The sequence below is a fragment of the Paraburkholderia sp. TE9906 genome (genome assembly GCF_056279605.1).
The window spans coordinates 174,134-191,998 of sequence record NZ_JBWCCT010000009.1 but is presented as its reverse complement, the minus strand read 5'-3'; the positions used below and the strand labels follow the sequence as shown (position 1 = coordinate 191,998).

Below are 17,865 nucleotides of genomic sequence, written 5' to 3'. Positions count from 1 at the left end.
TCGGAAATGTGCTCGCACGCGATCGCCGACGTTCTTTCGGATATCCGAGGTGCAGCGCGATGATCGTTACGTCATTGTTGGCGCCGGCATTTCCTGCCCCGCTGCCACCGTCTATCGAGACCCGACTTGCCGCCCGCCCAGTCACCTTCGCGTCTTTAGTCGACGATACAGCGTGCGTTCGCTCATCCCAAGGTGTTGAGCAAGCGCGCCGCGGGTCCCTGAGAACTCCTGTGCGAACCGCGCAAGCTCACGATCGGTAAGCTCGCCGCGCGACGAAAGCGAGGCTGAGCCCGAATTGTTCCTCCGATTCGCCGACTCCCTCTCCATCATGTGATCCGGCAGATGTTCGACCCGGATCACCCCGTCGTCGGCCAGCAGGCACGCCCGGTCGAGCACGTTGCGCAGTTCCCGGATATTGCCGGGCCAGGAATAGGCATGGAGCCTCGCGAGAGCGTCCGGCGTCACGCTGAACTTACGGCCTGACGTGCTGCCTGCCGCGCCTCGGGCTCTACCAATACGCTGCAGTATCGAGTCGACGAGTAGCGCGATGTCGTCGGGGCGCTCGCGCACCGCCGGCAAATGAATCGGAAATGCGCTGATGCGGTAGTAGAGATCCTGGCGGAATCGGCCATCGCCGATCATGTCACGCATGGGTTTGTGCGTCGCCGCCACCAGCCGGAAATCGGCGCGCAAGGTCTCGATTCCGCCGACCCGGCGGAATGTGCCTGATTCGAGCAGACGGAGCAGCTTGACCTGCATCGACAGCGGCACATCGCCGATTTCGTCGAGAAACAGCGTTCCGCCTTGCGCGGTTTCGACCAGACCGGGTTTGCGCGCGGCTGCGCCCGTGAATGCGCCCTTTTCATAGCCGAAGAGTTCGCTTTCGAATAAGGTCTCCGTGATACCCGAGCAGTCGACGACGACAAAAGGGTGTCGCGCGCGCTCGCTTGCCTCGTGTAGGGCGCGCGCGAACAGTTCCTTACCGGTTCCAGATTCGCCAAGCAGCAGGACCGGCAGCATCGAGGGCGCTACGCGATGCAATGCCGAGATTGCGTCGTTAAACGCGATCGAGCGGCCGACCAGACCTTCCGCGCTCGGCTTGGCGGACGCGCTGCGCACAGTGGAGAGTCGCTCGACGTAAGCTACGACCTCCCGCTGCGCATTGAATATCGGCCGCAACTCGACATCGACATGCTCAGGTCCGCGAGGCGTGTGATGAATGTGGAGCACACGGTCGGGGCCGCGCAGTTCAAATGCCCGCTTCATCGGACAGTGCTCACCCGCCTGGTCGCAAGGTACGTCGTAATGGTGAGAGACCTGGTAGCACTTGCGACCAACGTGAGGCTGGTTAGCAACGCCGAACTGACGTTGATAGGCGGTGTTGGCTGCAAGGATGCGATACCGGGGATCGAGGACGATCATCGGTTGAACGTCGTGCTCCAGATAAGACACGAGGGCGTCGACATCCGGCGCCTGAGGTGACTCGTCCGGCATCGTGACGAGGGGCGTAATGGGGATAAATGACTTGGGGGATTTCACGGCAGCGACTCCAGGAAACCTCACTATACCGCTGCACTGCGACTACTGCCACCACTGCCACCGGACTGCCAGAAGTGGCAGTATTCGGTCCCGGTGGTCCGTCTGCGAATCTGCTGCCCAGCATGGCAGATTAAAAATATTGTTAAAAATCAACGTCATATGTGACTCAATATCAAATGGGCGCGTGATGGCCCGGTTCTTGTATCAAAGGGTCGATCCTGGCGCATTGGAAGAACCGTTTGATGGAGGAGATGATGTTGAATACCACGAGCCCCATGCAGGTCGAAGGTTTCTTCGACCCCGGTACCTCGACGATTAGTTACCTTTTGCTCGATGTCCGCACGGGCGACTGTGCACTGATCGATAGCGTTCTCGACTACGACCCGAAGGCAGGCCGTACCTGCACGACGTCAGCCGACAAGCTTGTCGCTCGCGTTCACGAGCTGGGCGCGAAGGTGCAGTGGCTTCTCGAAACTCACGTGCACGCCGACCATCTGTCTGCCGCGCCTTACCTCAAGGAAAGGCTCGGCGGAAAAATCGCGATCGGCGCGCATGTGACGCGCGTGCAGGACGTGTTCGGCAGGCTCTTCAACGTCGGCGCGCGATTTGCACACGATGGCAGCCAGTTCGATCACCTGCTCGCCGATGGGGAAGGATTCGCAGTCGGAGCGTTGCAGGCCTGCGCCATCCATACCCCGGGCCATACGCCGGCTTGCATGACCTATGTGGTCAGCGATGGGGCGCAGACCGCGGCTTTTGTTGGGGACACGCTGTTCGCGCCCGACTACGGCACCGCGCGTTGTGACTTTCCCGGCGGCGACGCCCGTACGCTCTACCGGTCAATCAACAAGGTGTTGAGCCTGCCGGCGGACACGAAGCTGTACATGTGCCACGACTATCAGCTCGGCGGCCGGCCTTTACAGTTTGTCAGCACGGTAGCCGAAGAACGCGAACACAACGTCCATGTACGTAAAGGTATCAGTGAGGAATCCTTCGTTGCGATGCGCACGGCACGCGACGCGACGCTCGACATGCCGGTGCTGATGCTGCCGTCGGTGCAGGTCAACATGCGCGCCGGACATATGCCCGATCCGGAAGATAACGGCGTGCCGTATTTAAAGATTCCCCTCAACGCAATCTGAGCGTTGCACCTGGTTAGCAGAAGCGACTGGAGAAGTCGATGGACATCAAGAAACTGACGGCTGAACTGGCGGTATCACAACAGATTGCCGCATCCGACCTGCATGCGATCGCGGACGCTGGCTTTCGCGCCGTCGTCTGCAATCGCCCCGACGGCGAAGGTTCCGACCAGCCCAACTTTAGCGAGATCGAGGCGGCGGCCCGTGAACAGGGTATCGAGACCCGCTACCTGCCAATCGAGTCCGGGAAGGTCGGCGATGACGAGGCTGCGCAGTTCGGCGAACTGATGCAGGCACTGCCGAAGCCGGTGCTCGCCTATTGCCGCACCGGGATGCGCGCCGCGACGCTGTGGGCGCTGTCCGAAGCGCCCCGCCGGGCGTTGCCGGACATCGTCGCCGCTGCCAATGCAGCAGGCTATGATCTGTCCGCGCTGGCGCGGCGTATCGCCAACGGCGGCAAGGTGCCCGTCGAAGTCGCCGTGGCCAGTCACGACATTGTGATCATCGGCGCAGGCGCCGCCGGCGTGGCGGCAGCCGCGAGCCTGCTCGCGCGCGACCGCAACCTCGACATCGCCATCATCGACCCGGCCGACGTCCACTATTACCAGCCAGGTTGGACCATGGTCGGAGCCGGTGTGTTCGATCCCGAGACCACCGCCCGCGAGATGGCCGCCGTGCTCCCGCGCAAGGTGCACTGGATCAAGGCCGCGGTGGCTGCGTTTGAGCCGGAAAAGAATTCGGTTGTTCTCGAAGGATGCCGGGTGGTGAGCTACAGGCAGCTCATCGTTTGTCCGGGACTGAAGCTGGACTGGCATGCTATCGACGGGTTGCCGGAAACTCTTGGCCAGAACGGCGTGACGTCCAACTATCGCTACGACCTTGCTCCCTATACCTGGCAGCTCGTGCGCGAGCTCAGAGGTGGCCGCGCGCTGTTCACCCAGCCGCCGATGCCGATCAAATGCGCCGGGGCGCCGCAAAAGGCGATGTATCTGTCCTCGGATCACTGGCGGCGTTCAGGCCGGCTCGAGCAGATAGATGTCCAGTTCTTCAATGCCGGGGCTGTGTTGTTCGGCGTGGCCGACTATGTCCCGGCATTGATGGAGTACGTCAGGCGTTACGACATCGCGCTGAACTTCGGTTTCAACCTGAGTGCGATAGACGGGCCGGCCAGGCGCGCGACTTTCAGGCGCACACTCGAGAACGGCAGCGTGGAATCGGTGACCAGTGAGTTTGACATGATCCACGTGGTGCCGCCACAGAAGGCACCGGACTTCATCCGCGTCAGTCCGCTGGCCGATAAGGCTGGCTGGGTCGACGTCGACCAGGCGACGCTGCGCCACAAGACCTTCTCAAACGTCTTCGCGCTCGGCGATGCCGCGAACCCGCCAAATGCGAAAACCGCCGCCGCCGCGCGCAAGCAGGCACCCGTTGTCGCCCACAACGTGCTTGCCGCCCTCGGGAAGGTCCCGGGCGAGGCAGCATACGACGGTTATGGATCATGCCCGCTGACCGTCGAACGCGGCAAGATCGTGCTCGCGGAATTCCTCTATGGCGGCAAGGTCGCGCCGACGCTGCCGACCTGGCTGATCGACGGCAAGCGCCCGTCGCGACTCGCGTGGTTGCTGAAGGAGCGCATCCTGCCGCCGCTTTACTGGCAGGGGATGCTCAAGGGGCGCGAGTGGATGGCGCAGCCTGAACTCGTGGGCTAACGCAGCGGTGGCTCACAACCTATCGGATTCCTCATGCTAACTTCACTTATCCTCGGCGCCATCGTTGGGGCGGTGCTCGGCCTGACCGGCGCTGGTGGCGGCATCCTCGCAGTTCCGGCACTGGTGGCCGGCATGGGCTGGCCGATGCAGCAGGCGACGCCGGTTGCGCTGGTTGCCGTGGCAGGCAGCGCTGCGATCGGTGCGCTCGAAGCATTCCGGCGGCGGCTCGTCCGCTACCGAGCTGCGCTGTTCATGGCCGCAGCGGGTGTGCCGCTGACCTCGGTCGGCGTGCGCCTCGCGCACGCATTACCGCAACGCGTGTTAATTGCGCTGTTTGCCGCCGTCATGCTGGTGGTGGCGGGGAGGCTGCTGTCGCAGGCTTCGCGGCGCGGGCGTCCGGACCACGCGGAGTCACGGTTTTGCGTCGGCCATATCAACCCTGCCACCGGACGGCTGATCTGGTCGTGGACCACCGGGGTCGCACTCGCGGCAACCGGCGCGCTGACCGGATTGATGACCGGGCTCCTCGGCGTGGGCGGCGGCTTCATCATCGTGCCCATGCTGCGCAAAGTGACCAACGTCTCGATGCATGGCATCGTCGCTACATCGCTGATGGTGATTGCGCTGGTCGGCGTCGGCGGTATCGTTGCGACGGTCCTGCACGGCGCGCCGCTGCCGCTCGACCTGACACTGTTGTTCAGCCTGACGACAGCGGCCGGCATGGTGGCCGGGCGGTTGGCCTCGCACCGTCTCTCTGCGCAGCACGTACAGGTAGGGTTCGCAGGCGTGTTGATCTGCGTGGCGCTCGGGCTGATGGCAAAAGCTGCACTGGGTAATTGACCATCGTGCCCGTCCATCGCATACCACTTTGGTAACCGTTGCGCTACAAAATAAGCGTGGTCGCTACCCATTTCCGGATCGCCGCGTCCCGTCACTAACGGTCCGGGCGAGACTTCACCAGTCGCTCCGGTGCTTTTCTTCGGTCTCCCGGTGGCGCTCTTCGTCGGGTGTGTGAAGGTAGGGGTTGGTGCTCGTCAGCGACGCGTGACGCAGGTTGTCGCGAACTGTCCGCAGATCGGTGCCGCCGTCGGCCATGTGGGAGCCTGCGGTGTGGCGCAACCAGTGTGCGGACGCGTGATCGAGCAGATCGGCCTGTCCCTTGAACCCGTCGCCACGCAACCGGAGCCCTTCGGCCGCGCCGGCAAAGATGCCCTTGACGATTGTGTGCAGTGCGGCGCGTGTGAGCGGCTTCATCGATTTGCCCAGCGGCAGCACGAGTGGCGTGTCTTCGTGCCTTGACGGCAGGGCGGACAGGCCGCACTCGAGCCGCTAGCGCCCGAGTTCGACCATCATTTCCGCGGAGACTGGCACGAGCCCTTCCTTGTCGCCTTTGCCCATCACTTCGAGCCACCAGCGCTCATGGCCATCGGCATCGCGCCGGCAGAAGAAGCATCCCATCGTGTTGCCGCTGACCTCGGAGATACGCAGACCGCCGAGATAGAAGAGCGTGAACAGCCACCGTGCGCGCAGGTAACGCTCGCGCTCGCGTGGGTGTCGATATGGAGCTTCACTTCCTGCCATAGCTCGCGGTCGAGATAGCGCGTGATGCGCGGCTTCGTGCGGCGGGTGCGCTGCCGGGACAGCGACAGCGGATTGCCAGCCAGATAGCCTGCTTCGACCAGCCAAGCAAACAGCGCGTTGATTATCACCATCGCCTGACGCTGGCTGCTTGCGGCGAGCGCGCCGTAGAAGGGACGCCAGCGCGGATCATGGCGCGGGAATTTGCGGCCGCCTTCCGCGACCCAGTGTGGGCGCGGCTGCGGGTCCTGCAGGAATTGCCGGAACAGTTGCAGGTCTTCGTGCGTGAGCAACGACAGCGGTTTGCCCAGCTGCACGATCGCCCATAGCAGCAGCCGTTCAGCTTCCTTGCGGTAATTCTCGAAGGTGGTCTTTTTGTCGGCGACCGTAGAGCGAAGTAATATTGTCACTAGCCACTGCCCGCTGGGACGGGGCGTGAGCCTCCGAGTTGACGCATTTACTTCGTCCCGCAGCGAAGAAAAGTTGTCAATTCGCATCAGTGCGCATTAATTTCGTCAACTCACGTTCGTCCTAGACCATGAAATCCTCAGGCAGGAGGCCCGCATGGTCGGCGTTCCGCGAAGTTTCGAGCCGCTCACGCTGACTCGCCCTCGCGGCGCGCACCGTTATGGCGTGTTCAGTCCGAAACTGGGGCGACATCTGACGCTATAAAGGCGCAGCGCTTTCGAAGCATGGCTGATGCTCGAAGCGGATCCTGTTGCAAAGGCATTCTGTGAGCGGCCTGGCCTCATGGCAGTCGACCGGCAACGCTGCGTCGTAGATTTCTGGACAACGTCATGACATCCATGAATGCCTGGCACTACTATCGGAAACAACACCCGCGACGGATCGGCTGTGCGCACACCCTGATCCAGTTGATGAAGGTTGACATAGACCGGTACGAGGGCCTGGAGCCGATGCGCGATGTTTGGGATCTAAGGTGCCTACGACGCAGGCTGCAGATTCCCGCCAAGGTGTTGCGAGAGTCCCTTCTTGAGGGTGCTCCGCGAGGTGGCATCACCCGGCATTCTGATATTGCTGGCATTGCGCGCCCCTTGGTCACCACAGCGTGATACCAAATGTTCAGCGAGAATCGCTGCCATGCGCACCAGCGCACGAGCGGCTTGTCGCGTCGCCCCAATCGCTGATTACCATAGAGCGTGAATTCTCCACGGGCGATCCATCACTCGTCCGGGCGGCCGTTTTCGAACTGCTGCATCGCGGTCGCATCCAGGCGCTAGAGTTACACACTGAAAGCCTGTCGTTTCTGACGCGCTTCGTTGCAATACAGGCCCCATTATGAGCTGCCGCGGAACCGAATTTCAGACGCTGGATCTCACCTCGTGGCCCACAATCGCATGGACAAAGCTCGACGCCGCCGGGCGCAGTCGCGTCCAGAGGCATATCGACGCCATTGAGCGTTATGCCACAGATGAGCCTGTCGGAAGTATTGAGGCCGCAACTGGAGTCAACCGCAGACAGTTCTACCGGCTTCTCAACAGGGCGCTCTCGCTGCATGCCGATGGGCGGCTATACGGCTTCCGTGCCTTCCATGGCATCCGCAATGCCGAAAATGTCGCCACGTGTCTGAACGGGTACGACCAGACAGCCTATCCGGAGGGCACGCAGTGGAGCTTCACGAGGTCTTACCTGCCACAGGCGTTCGATGCAGGTTATCGACTTGTCAGCGATACTGACTCTACTCTGGAATGCCTTCGAGGCCGCGCACCACAAGGCGACCCAGCCTGGCCGTCTCGAAATACCTATGGAATCGTTTGCGCGGGCCGTCGAGATCGTGCTCAAGGATAGCGAACTCAGGGATGCTCCGGGGTATTGTCCGGACGCCTCGTCGTTGGCACCCGACAGCACCGTCGGCTACTACGTTGGCTGGAAGGAACAGTCTCTGAGCGTCTCGCGCGAATGTGCCCATGTGCCATTCTGGTTGTTCCAGCTTCCTATGAAAGAGATGTCTGCGGCGGTCCCAAGCGAATGCTCTTCGCCGTCGACGGTAGCGCTCCATCGCAGCATGCCCTTCAATACGGTTTAAAACTCGCCACGAAACAGACATCCTTGCGCATCGTAAACATTCTTGATCAGGCGGTGTCGATGAGCGATTTCGTGCCGCTTCCTTTGTTTCAAGATGCACTTGTCAAAGAGAGCAACGCAGCGCTTGCGGCGGCAGCGGAGTTGCTTGCCGGATTACGAATCGAGGTGGAATCCGCGATGATCAACACGGAAAGGACCGGCGACGATGTACCCCACGCCATCGTGAGGGAAGCCGATCATTGGAATGCCGATCTGGTCGTGGTGGGCACACACGGTCGACGTGGTCTCTCGCGCTGCTGCTGGGTAGCGTGGCGAGCCGCGTACTGCGTATCACCCATGTACCGGTGTTGCTCGTCCGCCCAATCCAAGCATGAAGCAGGCTTCGGTCGTGGCGCAACATTGGGTGAAATGATTGTACGCATGTTCCGATTCGATAAACTCGTGCCCGACCACCGGCAATCCATTACTTGGGGGTGTCATTGCGTTGAACCGGTTGCCGCAGCTGTTGCCGTGCCGCCTCTGTCTGCCATTCGCGCCACAGCGCCATCAGAACAGCCAGTATCGCGGGCCCAAGGAACAACCCGATCAGACCGAATGCGGCGAGTCCCCCAAGCACCCCAAACATGACGAGCAGAAATGGAATGCGTGCGCTGCTGCTAATGACAAACGGCCTTATCAGATTGTCTACCCAGCTTATGACCAGCATTCCCCATAGCAATAATCCGACTCCGGCCACCGTGCGGCCTGCAAATAGAAGTCCGACTGCCACCGGTACCCATACCAATGGCGTGCCAAAAGGAATCAATGCTACGAGAGCAGTGATCCCTGCCAGAGTGACGGGCGCAGCTACGCCTGCGGCCCAGTAACCCAGCCCCGCCAAGACTGCCTGCGCGATCGCTGTCAGCACAATGCCGTAGACGACGGATCGGGTCATGCTGCCGATCGCGGTGAGATAGTCGTCAAGGCGCTCACCGAGGAAAGGCCGCAAAGCCTGCCGTATCTGATTCAGGAGACTTTCTCCATCGCGGTACGCAAAAAACAGCGTCACGAGAGCAAACCCCAGCTTTGTGGCGTTTCGGGCCGCACTTCCGAGGATGTCACCGATTTCGCTTGTCCAGCGATTCGCCCATCCTGAGAGATGGGAGCGAATGGCAGGGGGATCAATCTCCACATGATCGAGAAACGCCTGCAACGAGGACCCGATCCAGGGGATGCGCGCCAGAAAATCGGGTAAGTCGCGAGGACGATCGGAGAAGTAGGCGACGATAGCCCGGCTGGCGTCCCTTAGATCTTCCGTCAACGGCTTCATCAGCCAGAGGACTGGCAGTATGCACGCACACGTCAGGAGAAGGGTCATCAGCAGCGCGCTAGTCCCCGCGCTTTCGCGGAGCAAGCGTCGCAAACGGCTGTAGGCGGGCCAGGTGACATACGAAATAATCAGCGCCCACGCGACCGGAACTAGAAAAGGGCGCAGAACCAGGAACCCCAAAGCTACCAGACCAGCCAGAAGCAGTGCTAGCACGACATGCTTTCCCGATGGCATTGAACGCTCCCGTTGGTGGATTCGGTCTTTCTGTATCTGGGCAGTGATCGCAGGCCGAAACAATGCTCCAGATGCGAGGCAGGAGACCATATGATTCGCCCCTACCCGCACGTGACTGGTTGACAAAGGTCAATCAGCGAGTCTTACCTTCACCGATACTGGCACTTGCCGCGTACATCTTCCCTGCGACGTTCGTCGACTCTCACAGAAGGATCGGTCCATGTTGACTCCGACGCGCACGATTAGCCCTGAGGCAGAAGGTTTCGACAAATGGCACGCAATGCAGGTCGCGACCGTCGCCATGCAACCGGGCACCGATAGCGATTATGGTCTGACACTGGCAGAGGCGGACCGGCGCCTCGCCAGAGACGGGCCGAACGAAATTCGTGAGCAGCGGCGCCGGAGCGTCCTTGACATGCTGATCTGTCAGTTCAAGGACTTCATGATCGTCGCTCTGTTGGCTGCGGCTCTCGTGTCGGGCCTGATCGGCGAGGCCGCGGACGCGCTCGTGATCATCTCGATCGTATTGCTTAACGCCACAGTCGGCTTCATCCAGGACTATCGCGCCGAGCGCGTGATGGCGTCGCTCGCACAACTCGCCAGGCTGCAGGCGACAGTCATTCGCGAAGGCGAATGTCAAACGGCCCCGGCATCGGGCATTGTGCAGGGCGACGTCGTTTTGCTGGATACCGGTTCTACCGTTCCCGTCGATCTTCGTCTTGCCGAGGCGTCCGGGCTGAAGATCGCCGAAGCGGTTCTCACTGGGGAGTCGGTGCCGGTAGAGAAGGGCACCGCGTCGCTTGACGACGCTTCGCTACAACTCGCCGACCGGACAAACATGGCTTTCAAGGGCACTGTTGTCACCTACGGTCGAGCACGAGGGATTGCCGTTGCTACCGGCATGGCCACCGAACTCGGCAAGATTGCCGGGGTGCTCGAAACGGCACCTGCAGTCCAGACGCCGCTGCAAAAGCGTCTTGCAGAGTTTGGGCGCCGACTGGCTACGATGATTCTTGTGATCTGCGCGATCATCTTTGCGACGGGTGTGCTGCGTGGCGAGCCAGTGCTGCTCATGCTTCTCACGAGCCTGAGTCTTGCTGTCGCCGCTATCCCTGAAGCTTTACCCGCAGTGGTGACCGCGATGCTTGCCCTTGGTGCGCGCAATATGGCACGACACAACGCCCTGGTGCGACGTTTGCCTGCGGTCGAAACCCTGGGATCCGTGAGCTGGATCTGCACCGACAAGACCGGCACATTGACCTTGAACGAGATGCGCACAACTGAACTCTACGCTGATGGCGTGCGGTTTCCAATCGCATCGTTCGATACAAAAAGGCCGCTACGAGATGCTTGCTGGAGGCATTGACGTTATGCAACAACGTTAGCCGTGCTGCGGGCGGGGAGGTCGCTGGCGATCCGACCGAGGTTGCGTTGTGGAGAGCGGCCGATGACGCTGGCTTCGACAAGAGCGCGCTCGAAGTCACGGACCCGCGTTCACTGGAGTTCCCGTTTGACTCCGATCGCAAGCGGATGACGACGATTCACCGCAACGGAACGGGATTCATTGCCTACACGAAGGGCGCACCGGAGACAGTCGTTGAACGTTGCAGCGCATGCCTCTTGGATCACGGTATAGTCGCCGTGGACCACGAACGGGTGCTGGCGGCTGCTGAGGCGATGGCGGAGAGTGGTCTTCGTGTACTCGCCGTTGCGAGCCGGAAGTGGGACAGCCTGCCTGCCGGTCACAATATCGAAGAAGTCGAATGCGGTCTCACTCTGCTTGGCCTGGCTGGCATGCGTGATCCCCCGCGGCCCGACGTCCGGCAGGCGGTTAAGGCCTGCAAATCCGCAGGAATCATTCCCGTAATGGTTACGGGGGATCATCCCGTAACCGCGTGCGCTATCGCTCGCGAACTCGGCATCCTCGTCCCCGAGGACACCGTGTTGACCGGCCGCGAACTCAGTCGCCTCACGCATGAAGCTCTGGTCGCGCAGGTGTATCCGTCAGCGCATCCCGTCTTGAACGCACGCAAGCCCGGTGCGAAGGGGTAGCCATCGTAACAACGGAGCACGGCGATGGACGACGCTACGGGAGAGACGGCTGTACCGACGGGCACCCGACGCCCCCGGCAAGGCGAAGCATTCTGGCGCGAGATGGTCATGGCATGGACCACAAGCGGACTGGGCCTTCGACGTTTCTGTCGTGAGCAGGGGCTCGCCGTCAGTACCTTCGGCCTGTGGCGCAAGAAGCTCTCTGGCGAGGCACGAGCAGGCGCGCACCCGCTCGCGGTCACCCCCGACGCGGCATTTATCGTTTCCCATCCGGACACCGCACCAGCCACTCCTGCGCCACCGTCGACGGCGGACGCTTTGTCATCTTCGCGTGATCGGGTGACGTTGTCGCTCGCCGGTGTTCGCATCGAGCTGACCGGTGCTCATGCCGAGCGCATCGTGCGTTTCGTGCTCGGACAGCTCGGAGGTAGCCGGTGCTGATCGCAGCCGGTGTTCGTGCGTATATCTGCCGTGAGCCGGTCGACATGCGCAAATCCATCGACGGCCTGTCGTATCTGGTCGAGCCACTGCTTGCCCAGAACCCTGTCTCGGGCAATCTGTTCGTGTTCGTCGGCCGGGACCGCTCGAAAGTCAAATGCCTATACTGGGATCGCACCGGTTTCGCGCTCTGGTACAAGCGCCTTGAACGGGGCCGCTTTCCATCCCCGTTGGCGCTCGCGCAACGCGGCTTCACGCTCGCCGAACTCAACGCCTGGCTCGAAGGTATTGAGATCCCGGCACGCGAGCCGCATCGCGCCGTCGCGGTGACGCGCGTGAGCTGAACGCGCTGTCGCCTGCGCAGATACAACGCTCCCCCGAGCTTGTAAACGTAGCGCGAGTTGGGCGTCATGATAGCCATGCCGCCCACCGCCATCACTGTCGCGGAATTGCCGGTCGAGCCCGACGCGCTGCAAGCCTTCGCGCTCGAACAGAACCGGCTGGCATGCGTGCTGTGGGAGCAGCTGGAAGCGCTGCAGCACCGGATTGCCCAGGCGAACCGCGCGCGCTTCGGCGTCAGTTCCGGGCGGCTGATGGGCCAGGCGGAACTGTTCGATGCCGCCACGGAGTTGCCCACTCTTCCTGAGCAGGCGCAGATTCCGGTCGCGGGCCACACCCGCAAGGGCCGTCCAGCGCTGCCGAAGGATCTGCCACGCAAGCGCGTTGAATATGATCTGAGCGACGAACAGAAGGCCGCATTCGATTCGCTCGAGCGTATCGGCGAGGAACGCAGCGAGACGCTGCACTACGAGCCGTCGAGGCTCACCGTCATTGAACATATCCGTTTCAAGTACGCGGCGAAGAAGGATGGTGAGTCGACCATCGTGGCCGCGGGTGCCCAGCCCTCGCCGCTGCCGAAGAGCAATGCGAGCGCGAGCCTGCTGGCTAACATCCTGGTCAACACCTACGTCGATCACCTGCCTTTGAACCGGCAGGAGATGCGCTATGCACGACGAGGTGTGCATCTGCCCCGAGCAACGCTGTGCGAATGGAAGCTGGCGGCAGCCGAACTGCTCGAAGTGCTGCTGCCACCGCTTCGGGCTCACCAGTTGCAGGCCGCCCGCATGCACCTAGATGACACGACGCTGCCGTTGCTCGAGAAGGGTCGCACGGCGACGCGCACCGCGCGATTATGAGGCTATCCTGGCGCCGGCCAACGCGAGGAGAACGGTGTCTGGGTCGACCACCCGCCGGCGGTCGTGTTCGAGTTCGCGGAATCGCGCTCCGGTTCGCATCCGCTGCGGTACCTGCAGAAGTACAAAGGTTACCTGCAGGCGGACGCGTACAGTGGACATGGCGCACTCTACGAAACCGGAGACATCGTCGAGGTCGGATGTTGGGCCCATTGCCGCCGACGCTTCTTCGAATTCGCGAAGGCGCAGAGCAAACCTGGACTTGCGGCGCAGGCGCTGGAGTGGATCGCCCGACTGTATGCGATCGAGTCGCGGATCCGGGACCAGACACCTGATCTCAAATATGCGGCGCGGCAAGCCGAGGCGCTGCCGGTGCTCGCACAGTTCCGGCAATGGCTGGAAGGCAACGTCATCGGTTTGCCAGCTCAGGCGCCGCTCGCAAAGGCGTTCGGCTATGCGTTACGTCATTGGCCGGCGCTCGTTCGTTACACCGAGAGCGGTATCCTGCTGCCTGATAACAATGCTCTCGAGCGTCAAATTCGCCCTATCGCCCTGGGGAGAGCCAACTGGACATTCGCGGGCTCGCCGCGTGGCGCCAGGGCCGCCGCCACGATGTACTCGCTGCTCGGCACGGCTCGACTGAATGCCTTCGAACCCTATGCATGGCTCAAGGACACACTTGAGAAGTTGCCGTCGTATCCTGTCAATCGCGTGCACGAACTGTTGCCGCTCGCCCGTTAAACGCCTACACATTCATGGACATTCTCGACTCGCTTCGGCAGGCGCCCAGCGCCGAGTTGTATCGCCTCTATCTCGCCATCGGCAAAATGCTGGACGACCCGCGTCGTATTCTCGAAGTACGTCAACGCTTGCACTTGGGAATGGAGGTCAGCTATATCGGGGGCGATCCGCTCGCACCACCTTCGCACGGAACGGTGGTGGAGCTGCGGCAAACCCAGGCGGTGATTCAGGACAACCAGAGCCGTCAGTGTTGGTCGGTACTATACGCGGCGGTTATCCCTGACACTGCGCGCGGTCCGACTCACGCGCCTCCGTCGCCGCCACCGCGAGCACAACGTGAGGAATTCTTCGTTGGCGACACCGTTGGTTTCACCGACAAACATCTGAGCGAGCGAGTCGGCATCATCGTCAGGCTCAACGCAAAAACCGCCTCCATCGCTGTTAATGATTCGGAAGGGCATTGGCGGGTCTCGTACGCCTTGCTGCGAAAGATTGTCGACATCTAACCGCGCGATACCGTCAATACGGGTTCCGCTGACGGATACTGATCTACACGGACTCCGACACACCATCACCATCATGCCCGACGCGCGCGCGAACGCGAAAACGGTCGGGCCGAGTCGCTTACGCAGACTGGCCCATGCGAGGCATTCCGCGTGTCCTGCATCTCGATAACGCAGCTGAGTTCAAGAGCAGGGCGCTCCGCAGCGGGTGTCGTGAATACGGCATTGACCTCATGTATCGTCCAGTCGGTAAGCCTCATTTTGGTGGCCATATTGAACGGTTGAACCGGACGTTGATGGAGCGCGTGCGTGGGTTGCCAGGAGCGATGGGATCGTCCGCAAAAGGACGCAAGGCTCGCCAGGCTATCTTCACCAGGCCCTTTCCCTCGTGGGCTGAATAGTAGTCCAGACCTGCCGAGCCCTGGACAATGGCGTCCACCTTCCCATCCAGCAAAGCTTGATACTCGTCGCTGGTTTGCGAAAACTCCTGCACCACTGCGTTGTGTTCCTGGAGATAAGCAAGCGGAGTGCCACCGAGGAGCGTGGCAACCCGCTTGCCGGGTAAATCTTCCGGTCCATTGATGGCGCCTCGAATCTCCTGCACGGTCAGCGTCGTCGTCAGCTGCGCAGTGTAGAACACCACGTAGACCATGCCGACAAACATCCAGAGAACTGCGAGCATCCGGCCGGGCCATGGACGCGGACTTTCGTCTCCCTGTGTCAGCATGGTCGTGGTGGCCCAGTACATCGTACGGAGGATGCCGGGATAATATTTTCGTCCGGAAATGGTGTCGTCCTTCTGCGCACGTTCGAAGATCCACATCAAGTGGGCGAGGCTACGATAAGCGCCAGCGCGACGCCAAGCCAGGTGAGGCTCGTGCGCGAAAATAGCAACGCCAGCAAGGTCCGTAACGGGGTCGCCGCCGCGGTCTGCCCGGTATCCCGCACCATGACCTGAAGGCCCACCTCCACGATCGGATAAGAGAAATCGAATTCCCGGTCACGTTCCCTGCTGTAGAACAGACCGGACACGGCGATATCAGCGTTGCCCGAGCGCAACGAATCGAACAAGCCCTTGGTGTCGGGCGTCATCTGATAGCTGGTCTTGACGCCCACCCTTGCCGCGATTTCGTTCCAGAGATCGATGCTGAACCCGGTCAGCGCCCCCCCTTGCTCCATCACGAACGGTGGCAGAACGAATGTGACGACACGCACGGGCGGGTCCAAAGGCTGTGCCCATGCGCCGGAAATCAACATCATCACCAGCGACACCGTCGAGGCCAAGCGGCTGATCATGACTGACATGCCTCTTTTTTTACTTCAACCTCGTCTGCCGGCAACTACTTCGCCCTGTTGGGCATCTTTCCTGCAGGGCATCGTCGCAACGGTCCGGCTGCTTCCGCGTGTTATTTCGTAGGGGGGCCCTGCTTCCAAGCCCCCGCGCGGCGGCTGTGCGACGACTTTCGCTCCGACGTCCCGCAACAGCCGCTGGAACTCCGGCGACGCCTTGATGATTGTTGTTGCAGCGGCCCGCAGGCGGTCGACGGCCTCGGGCGGGAGTGAGAACGACGTAGGCAGTTCGTTCAGATAGTCCTGTTCCGCCTTGTCCGTGAGCCGGTTGAACGACACGTCGATGGTGTAGATTGTAACGTCCGGTGTACGCAAATCGGCGGCCACCTGAGTATCTTTACTCCCGTTAAATGCGGGCGACGCCCGAAGCTGGCGCATGGATTCCCAATGGGCCTCGGTGTCCTTCAACAGTTCAGTTGCTTCGTATGAGTAATGGTCAATCGGAACGCCTGCGGCTTTCAGCAGAATCGGGACCGTTCCCGGCGGGGATTCCGATTTGTCCCATTGGGTCTTGGGCGAGGACAGTGAATTGACGACGAAGACGACAATCCTGTGTATGTGATCGAATGGCGTGGGCTGATCGATTGAATACAGCGTTTCCATGATTTCCAGCGCATCCAGCACGCTGCGCATCCCAAGATTGTCTGAAATGCCGCCGTCCACGAGGTGGATGTATGGCCGGCTGGCGCTGTCTTCGAACGTCGCCTGTTCCGTCATATGGCGAGTGGTGCGTGCGGCAGGCCGTGGCGGGTTGCCAGTACCGACAAACGGCTGCATCCATGCAGGAGGTTCGTAGCCACAAGTGCCGCCATAATTGTTTAGCGTAACAGGCGACAGCACCACGGGTACCGCAGACGATGCGGCCGCGGCACGCGAAAGACGTACCGCGCTCAGATCAGAGCAGAGCACATCGAAGGTGCCCTGTGCAAAAGACACGCTGGTACCTGTAGAAATGTCCGTGGCCGACGCGATGATAAGCGGGCCTTTGCCGCGATTGAGGTCGCCAAACGTCGCGCCTTTGAACAGGATCTCGTCGTATAGGTCGGCGGCCAGCTCAGACCGGCCCCAGCTCCGCGACCAGAGCGACGGCCAGCGAGCTGGGTTAAGCGTGCGCCACGTGATTTCGCCCTGCAGATTGCGCTTTAGAAAGCTCTGCTCGTAATCGTCGAACAGTTTGTCACCGTAGAGCCCGTAGGCCAGCGCTGTAAAGCTTCCACCGGACACGCCAGAAATGATGCTGACATTGTCGAGCAGGCGCGCCCTGTTGCCTCTCGGTCCAACGACTTCAGTATTGCGCAGGAACTCGAGGACGCCATACGAGAACGCCGCAGCGCGTGTGCCGCCACCCGAAAAGGCAAGGATCACGAGGTTCTCGTTGTCCGTCGAATACTGCGGGCGCGTCGCTAACCGATAGCCTGCAGCCGGATCTACGTGGGTAATCGGTGGGTTGACTGCTCGGGTCGCGCAGCCGCCGAACAGGAGCAACAGTAAAAACGCCAGCGATGTCGTGTTTGGCAATCGCATCAAGGGACCTCCTCAGCAATCCATACAGACACACTGGCGCAAGTACCATTCAGAATCTGCACGAGACGACTCTGCGGCGACGTCATCAGTCATTAGACGCCGCACGGACCGGTGGACGTTGACTTGAGTCAACCCGTTCATTCGTACGGGGCGGCCCGGCCGACATACCGCGCAGACGTGGGCGACTCGGGCGGGACTCGCGACGATTGTTCCGTCCAGTCTTTGTTGTGTCATCGGACGTACTTCCGCCACGATGACATCCTCAGCGGCGTAACTCGCGTCGGCGCCGCTCGCACTCGGCGCGATGAATACCGCACTTCAGGACGGCTGCTGACAAGTGCGGTTGCAGCCATCGCGCTTGCGCACTGCACGAACATCATTCTTAACGTGCGCTGAAGGATCGCTAGCCGTTCGGGTTCAGGTGCAGGACCGATTCACCGACTCAAGCGTGGGGCGGATTCCATCGATGAAGGCAGCCGTTTGTTGAAATCGTCCGGGCGCAGCTGATCT

13 protein-coding genes and 4 pseudogenes are annotated in these 17,865 nt (G+C 61.3%); 11 read left to right on the top strand and 6 right to left on the bottom strand.

All coding sequences use genetic code 11. The annotated features are described in order from the left end of the window. Positions 1 to 141 precede the first annotated feature (141 nt). The gene (locus ACZ9H4_RS24845) at positions 142 to 1,494 is read right to left on the bottom strand and encodes a sigma-54 interaction domain-containing protein (protein ID WP_408150737.1); all 1,353 of its coding nucleotides are present in this window, start codon (positions 1,492 to 1,494) and stop codon (positions 142 to 144) included. Positions 1,495 to 1,781: 287 nt separating this feature from the next. Here ACZ9H4_RS24845 and ACZ9H4_RS24840 point away from each other — a divergent pair, with 287 nt between their 5' ends. From ACZ9H4_RS24840 to ACZ9H4_RS24830, 3 genes are read left to right on the top strand one after another with little or no spacing between them, the layout of a single operon-like run. Next, positions 1,782 to 2,681, top strand: a complete 900-nt coding sequence (locus ACZ9H4_RS24840; RefSeq protein ID WP_408325465.1) for an MBL fold metallo-hydrolase — start codon at positions 1,782 to 1,784, stop codon at positions 2,679 to 2,681. A gap of 38 nt (positions 2,682 to 2,719) precedes the next feature. Beyond that, complete coding sequence (locus ACZ9H4_RS24835; protein WP_408150729.1) at positions 2,720 to 4,387, top strand: bifunctional protein tyrosine phosphatase family protein/NAD(P)/FAD-dependent oxidoreductase; 1,668 nt, start codon at positions 2,720 to 2,722, stop codon at positions 4,385 to 4,387. Between the two features lie 33 nt (positions 4,388 to 4,420). Further along, a complete protein-coding gene (locus ACZ9H4_RS24830) occupies positions 4,421 to 5,227 on the top strand; it encodes a sulfite exporter TauE/SafE family protein (RefSeq protein ID WP_408150727.1) in 807 nt (268 codons plus the stop codon). Positions 5,228 to 5,341: 114 nt separating this feature from the next. Here the strand turns inward: ACZ9H4_RS24830 and ACZ9H4_RS24825 are convergent. Beyond that, positions 5,342 to 6,351, bottom strand: a pseudogene (locus tag ACZ9H4_RS24825) (tyrosine-type recombinase/integrase); the annotation flags it as partial. A gap of 1,159 nt (positions 6,352 to 7,510) precedes the next feature. On the opposite strand from ACZ9H4_RS24825, the pseudogene ACZ9H4_RS24820 reads away from it, so the two are divergent. Together ACZ9H4_RS24820 and ACZ9H4_RS24815 are read left to right on the top strand one after the other, a co-directional pair. Further along, positions 7,511 to 7,808 (top strand): annotated as a pseudogene (locus ACZ9H4_RS24820) (ATP-binding protein); the annotation flags it as partial. A gap of 77 nt (positions 7,809 to 7,885) precedes the next feature. Further along, positions 7,886 to 8,245 (top strand): annotated as a pseudogene (locus tag ACZ9H4_RS24815) (universal stress protein); the annotation flags it as partial. 229 nt (positions 8,246 to 8,474) lie between these two features. On the opposite strand, the gene ACZ9H4_RS24810 reads toward ACZ9H4_RS24815, so the two are convergent. Beyond that, positions 8,475 to 9,554: an AI-2E family transporter gene (locus ACZ9H4_RS24810; RefSeq protein WP_476121451.1), complete on the bottom strand. Its 1,080-nt coding sequence runs from the start codon at positions 9,552 to 9,554 to the stop codon at positions 8,475 to 8,477. A gap of 220 nt (positions 9,555 to 9,774) precedes the next feature. Between ACZ9H4_RS24810 and ACZ9H4_RS24805 the strand changes: the two genes are divergently transcribed. From ACZ9H4_RS24805 to ACZ9H4_RS24780, 6 genes and pseudogenes are all read left to right on the top strand, one after another. Then, positions 9,775 to 10,920: an HAD-IC family P-type ATPase gene (locus ACZ9H4_RS24805; RefSeq protein WP_408325470.1), complete on the top strand. Its 1,146-nt coding sequence runs from the start codon at positions 9,775 to 9,777 to the stop codon at positions 10,918 to 10,920. Further along, positions 10,905 to 11,606, top strand: a complete 702-nt coding sequence (locus ACZ9H4_RS24800; RefSeq protein ID WP_476121448.1) for an HAD family hydrolase — start codon at positions 10,905 to 10,907, stop codon at positions 11,604 to 11,606. Before ACZ9H4_RS24805 ends, ACZ9H4_RS24800 begins: the two co-directional genes overlap by 16 nt. Positions 11,607 to 11,630: 24 nt before the next feature. Further along, positions 11,631 to 12,047, top strand: coding sequence for an IS66 family insertion sequence element accessory protein TnpA (gene tnpA, locus ACZ9H4_RS24795; RefSeq protein ID WP_408150721.1), 417 nt, complete (start codon positions 11,631 to 11,633; stop codon positions 12,045 to 12,047). Further along, the gene (tnpB, locus tag ACZ9H4_RS24790; protein WP_408325474.1) at positions 12,041 to 12,388 is read left to right on the top strand and encodes an IS66 family insertion sequence element accessory protein TnpB; all 348 of its coding nucleotides are present in this window, start codon (positions 12,041 to 12,043) and stop codon (positions 12,386 to 12,388) included. The genes tnpA and tnpB overlap by 7 nt, the downstream gene beginning before the upstream one ends. A gap of 66 nt (positions 12,389 to 12,454) precedes the next feature. Beyond that, positions 12,455 to 13,978: pseudogene (gene tnpC, locus ACZ9H4_RS24785) on the top strand (IS66 family transposase). Positions 13,979 to 13,992: 14 nt separating this feature from the next. Then, complete coding sequence (locus ACZ9H4_RS24780; protein ID WP_408156155.1) at positions 13,993 to 14,484, top strand: hypothetical protein; 492 nt, start codon at positions 13,993 to 13,995, stop codon at positions 14,482 to 14,484. A gap of 253 nt (positions 14,485 to 14,737) precedes the next feature. Here ACZ9H4_RS24780 and ACZ9H4_RS24775 read toward each other — a convergent pair whose 3' ends face one another. From ACZ9H4_RS24775 to ACZ9H4_RS24765, 3 genes are read right to left on the bottom strand one after another with little or no spacing between them, the layout of a single operon-like run. Continuing rightward, a complete protein-coding gene (locus tag ACZ9H4_RS24775) occupies positions 14,738 to 15,304 on the bottom strand; it encodes an ion channel (protein WP_476121445.1) in 567 nt (188 codons plus the stop codon). Beyond that, entirely contained in the window at positions 15,304 to 15,786 is a 483-nt protein-coding gene (locus ACZ9H4_RS24770; RefSeq protein WP_476121443.1) for a transporter substrate-binding domain-containing protein, read from the bottom strand. Before ACZ9H4_RS24770 ends, ACZ9H4_RS24775 begins: the two co-directional genes overlap by 1 nt. 15 nt (positions 15,787 to 15,801) lie before the next feature. After that, positions 15,802 to 17,355 (bottom strand): patatin-like phospholipase family protein, encoded by a 1,554-nt coding sequence (locus tag ACZ9H4_RS24765; protein ID WP_408325479.1) that lies wholly within the window; start codon positions 17,353 to 17,355, stop codon positions 15,802 to 15,804. Positions 17,356 to 17,865: the final 510 nt, after the last annotated feature.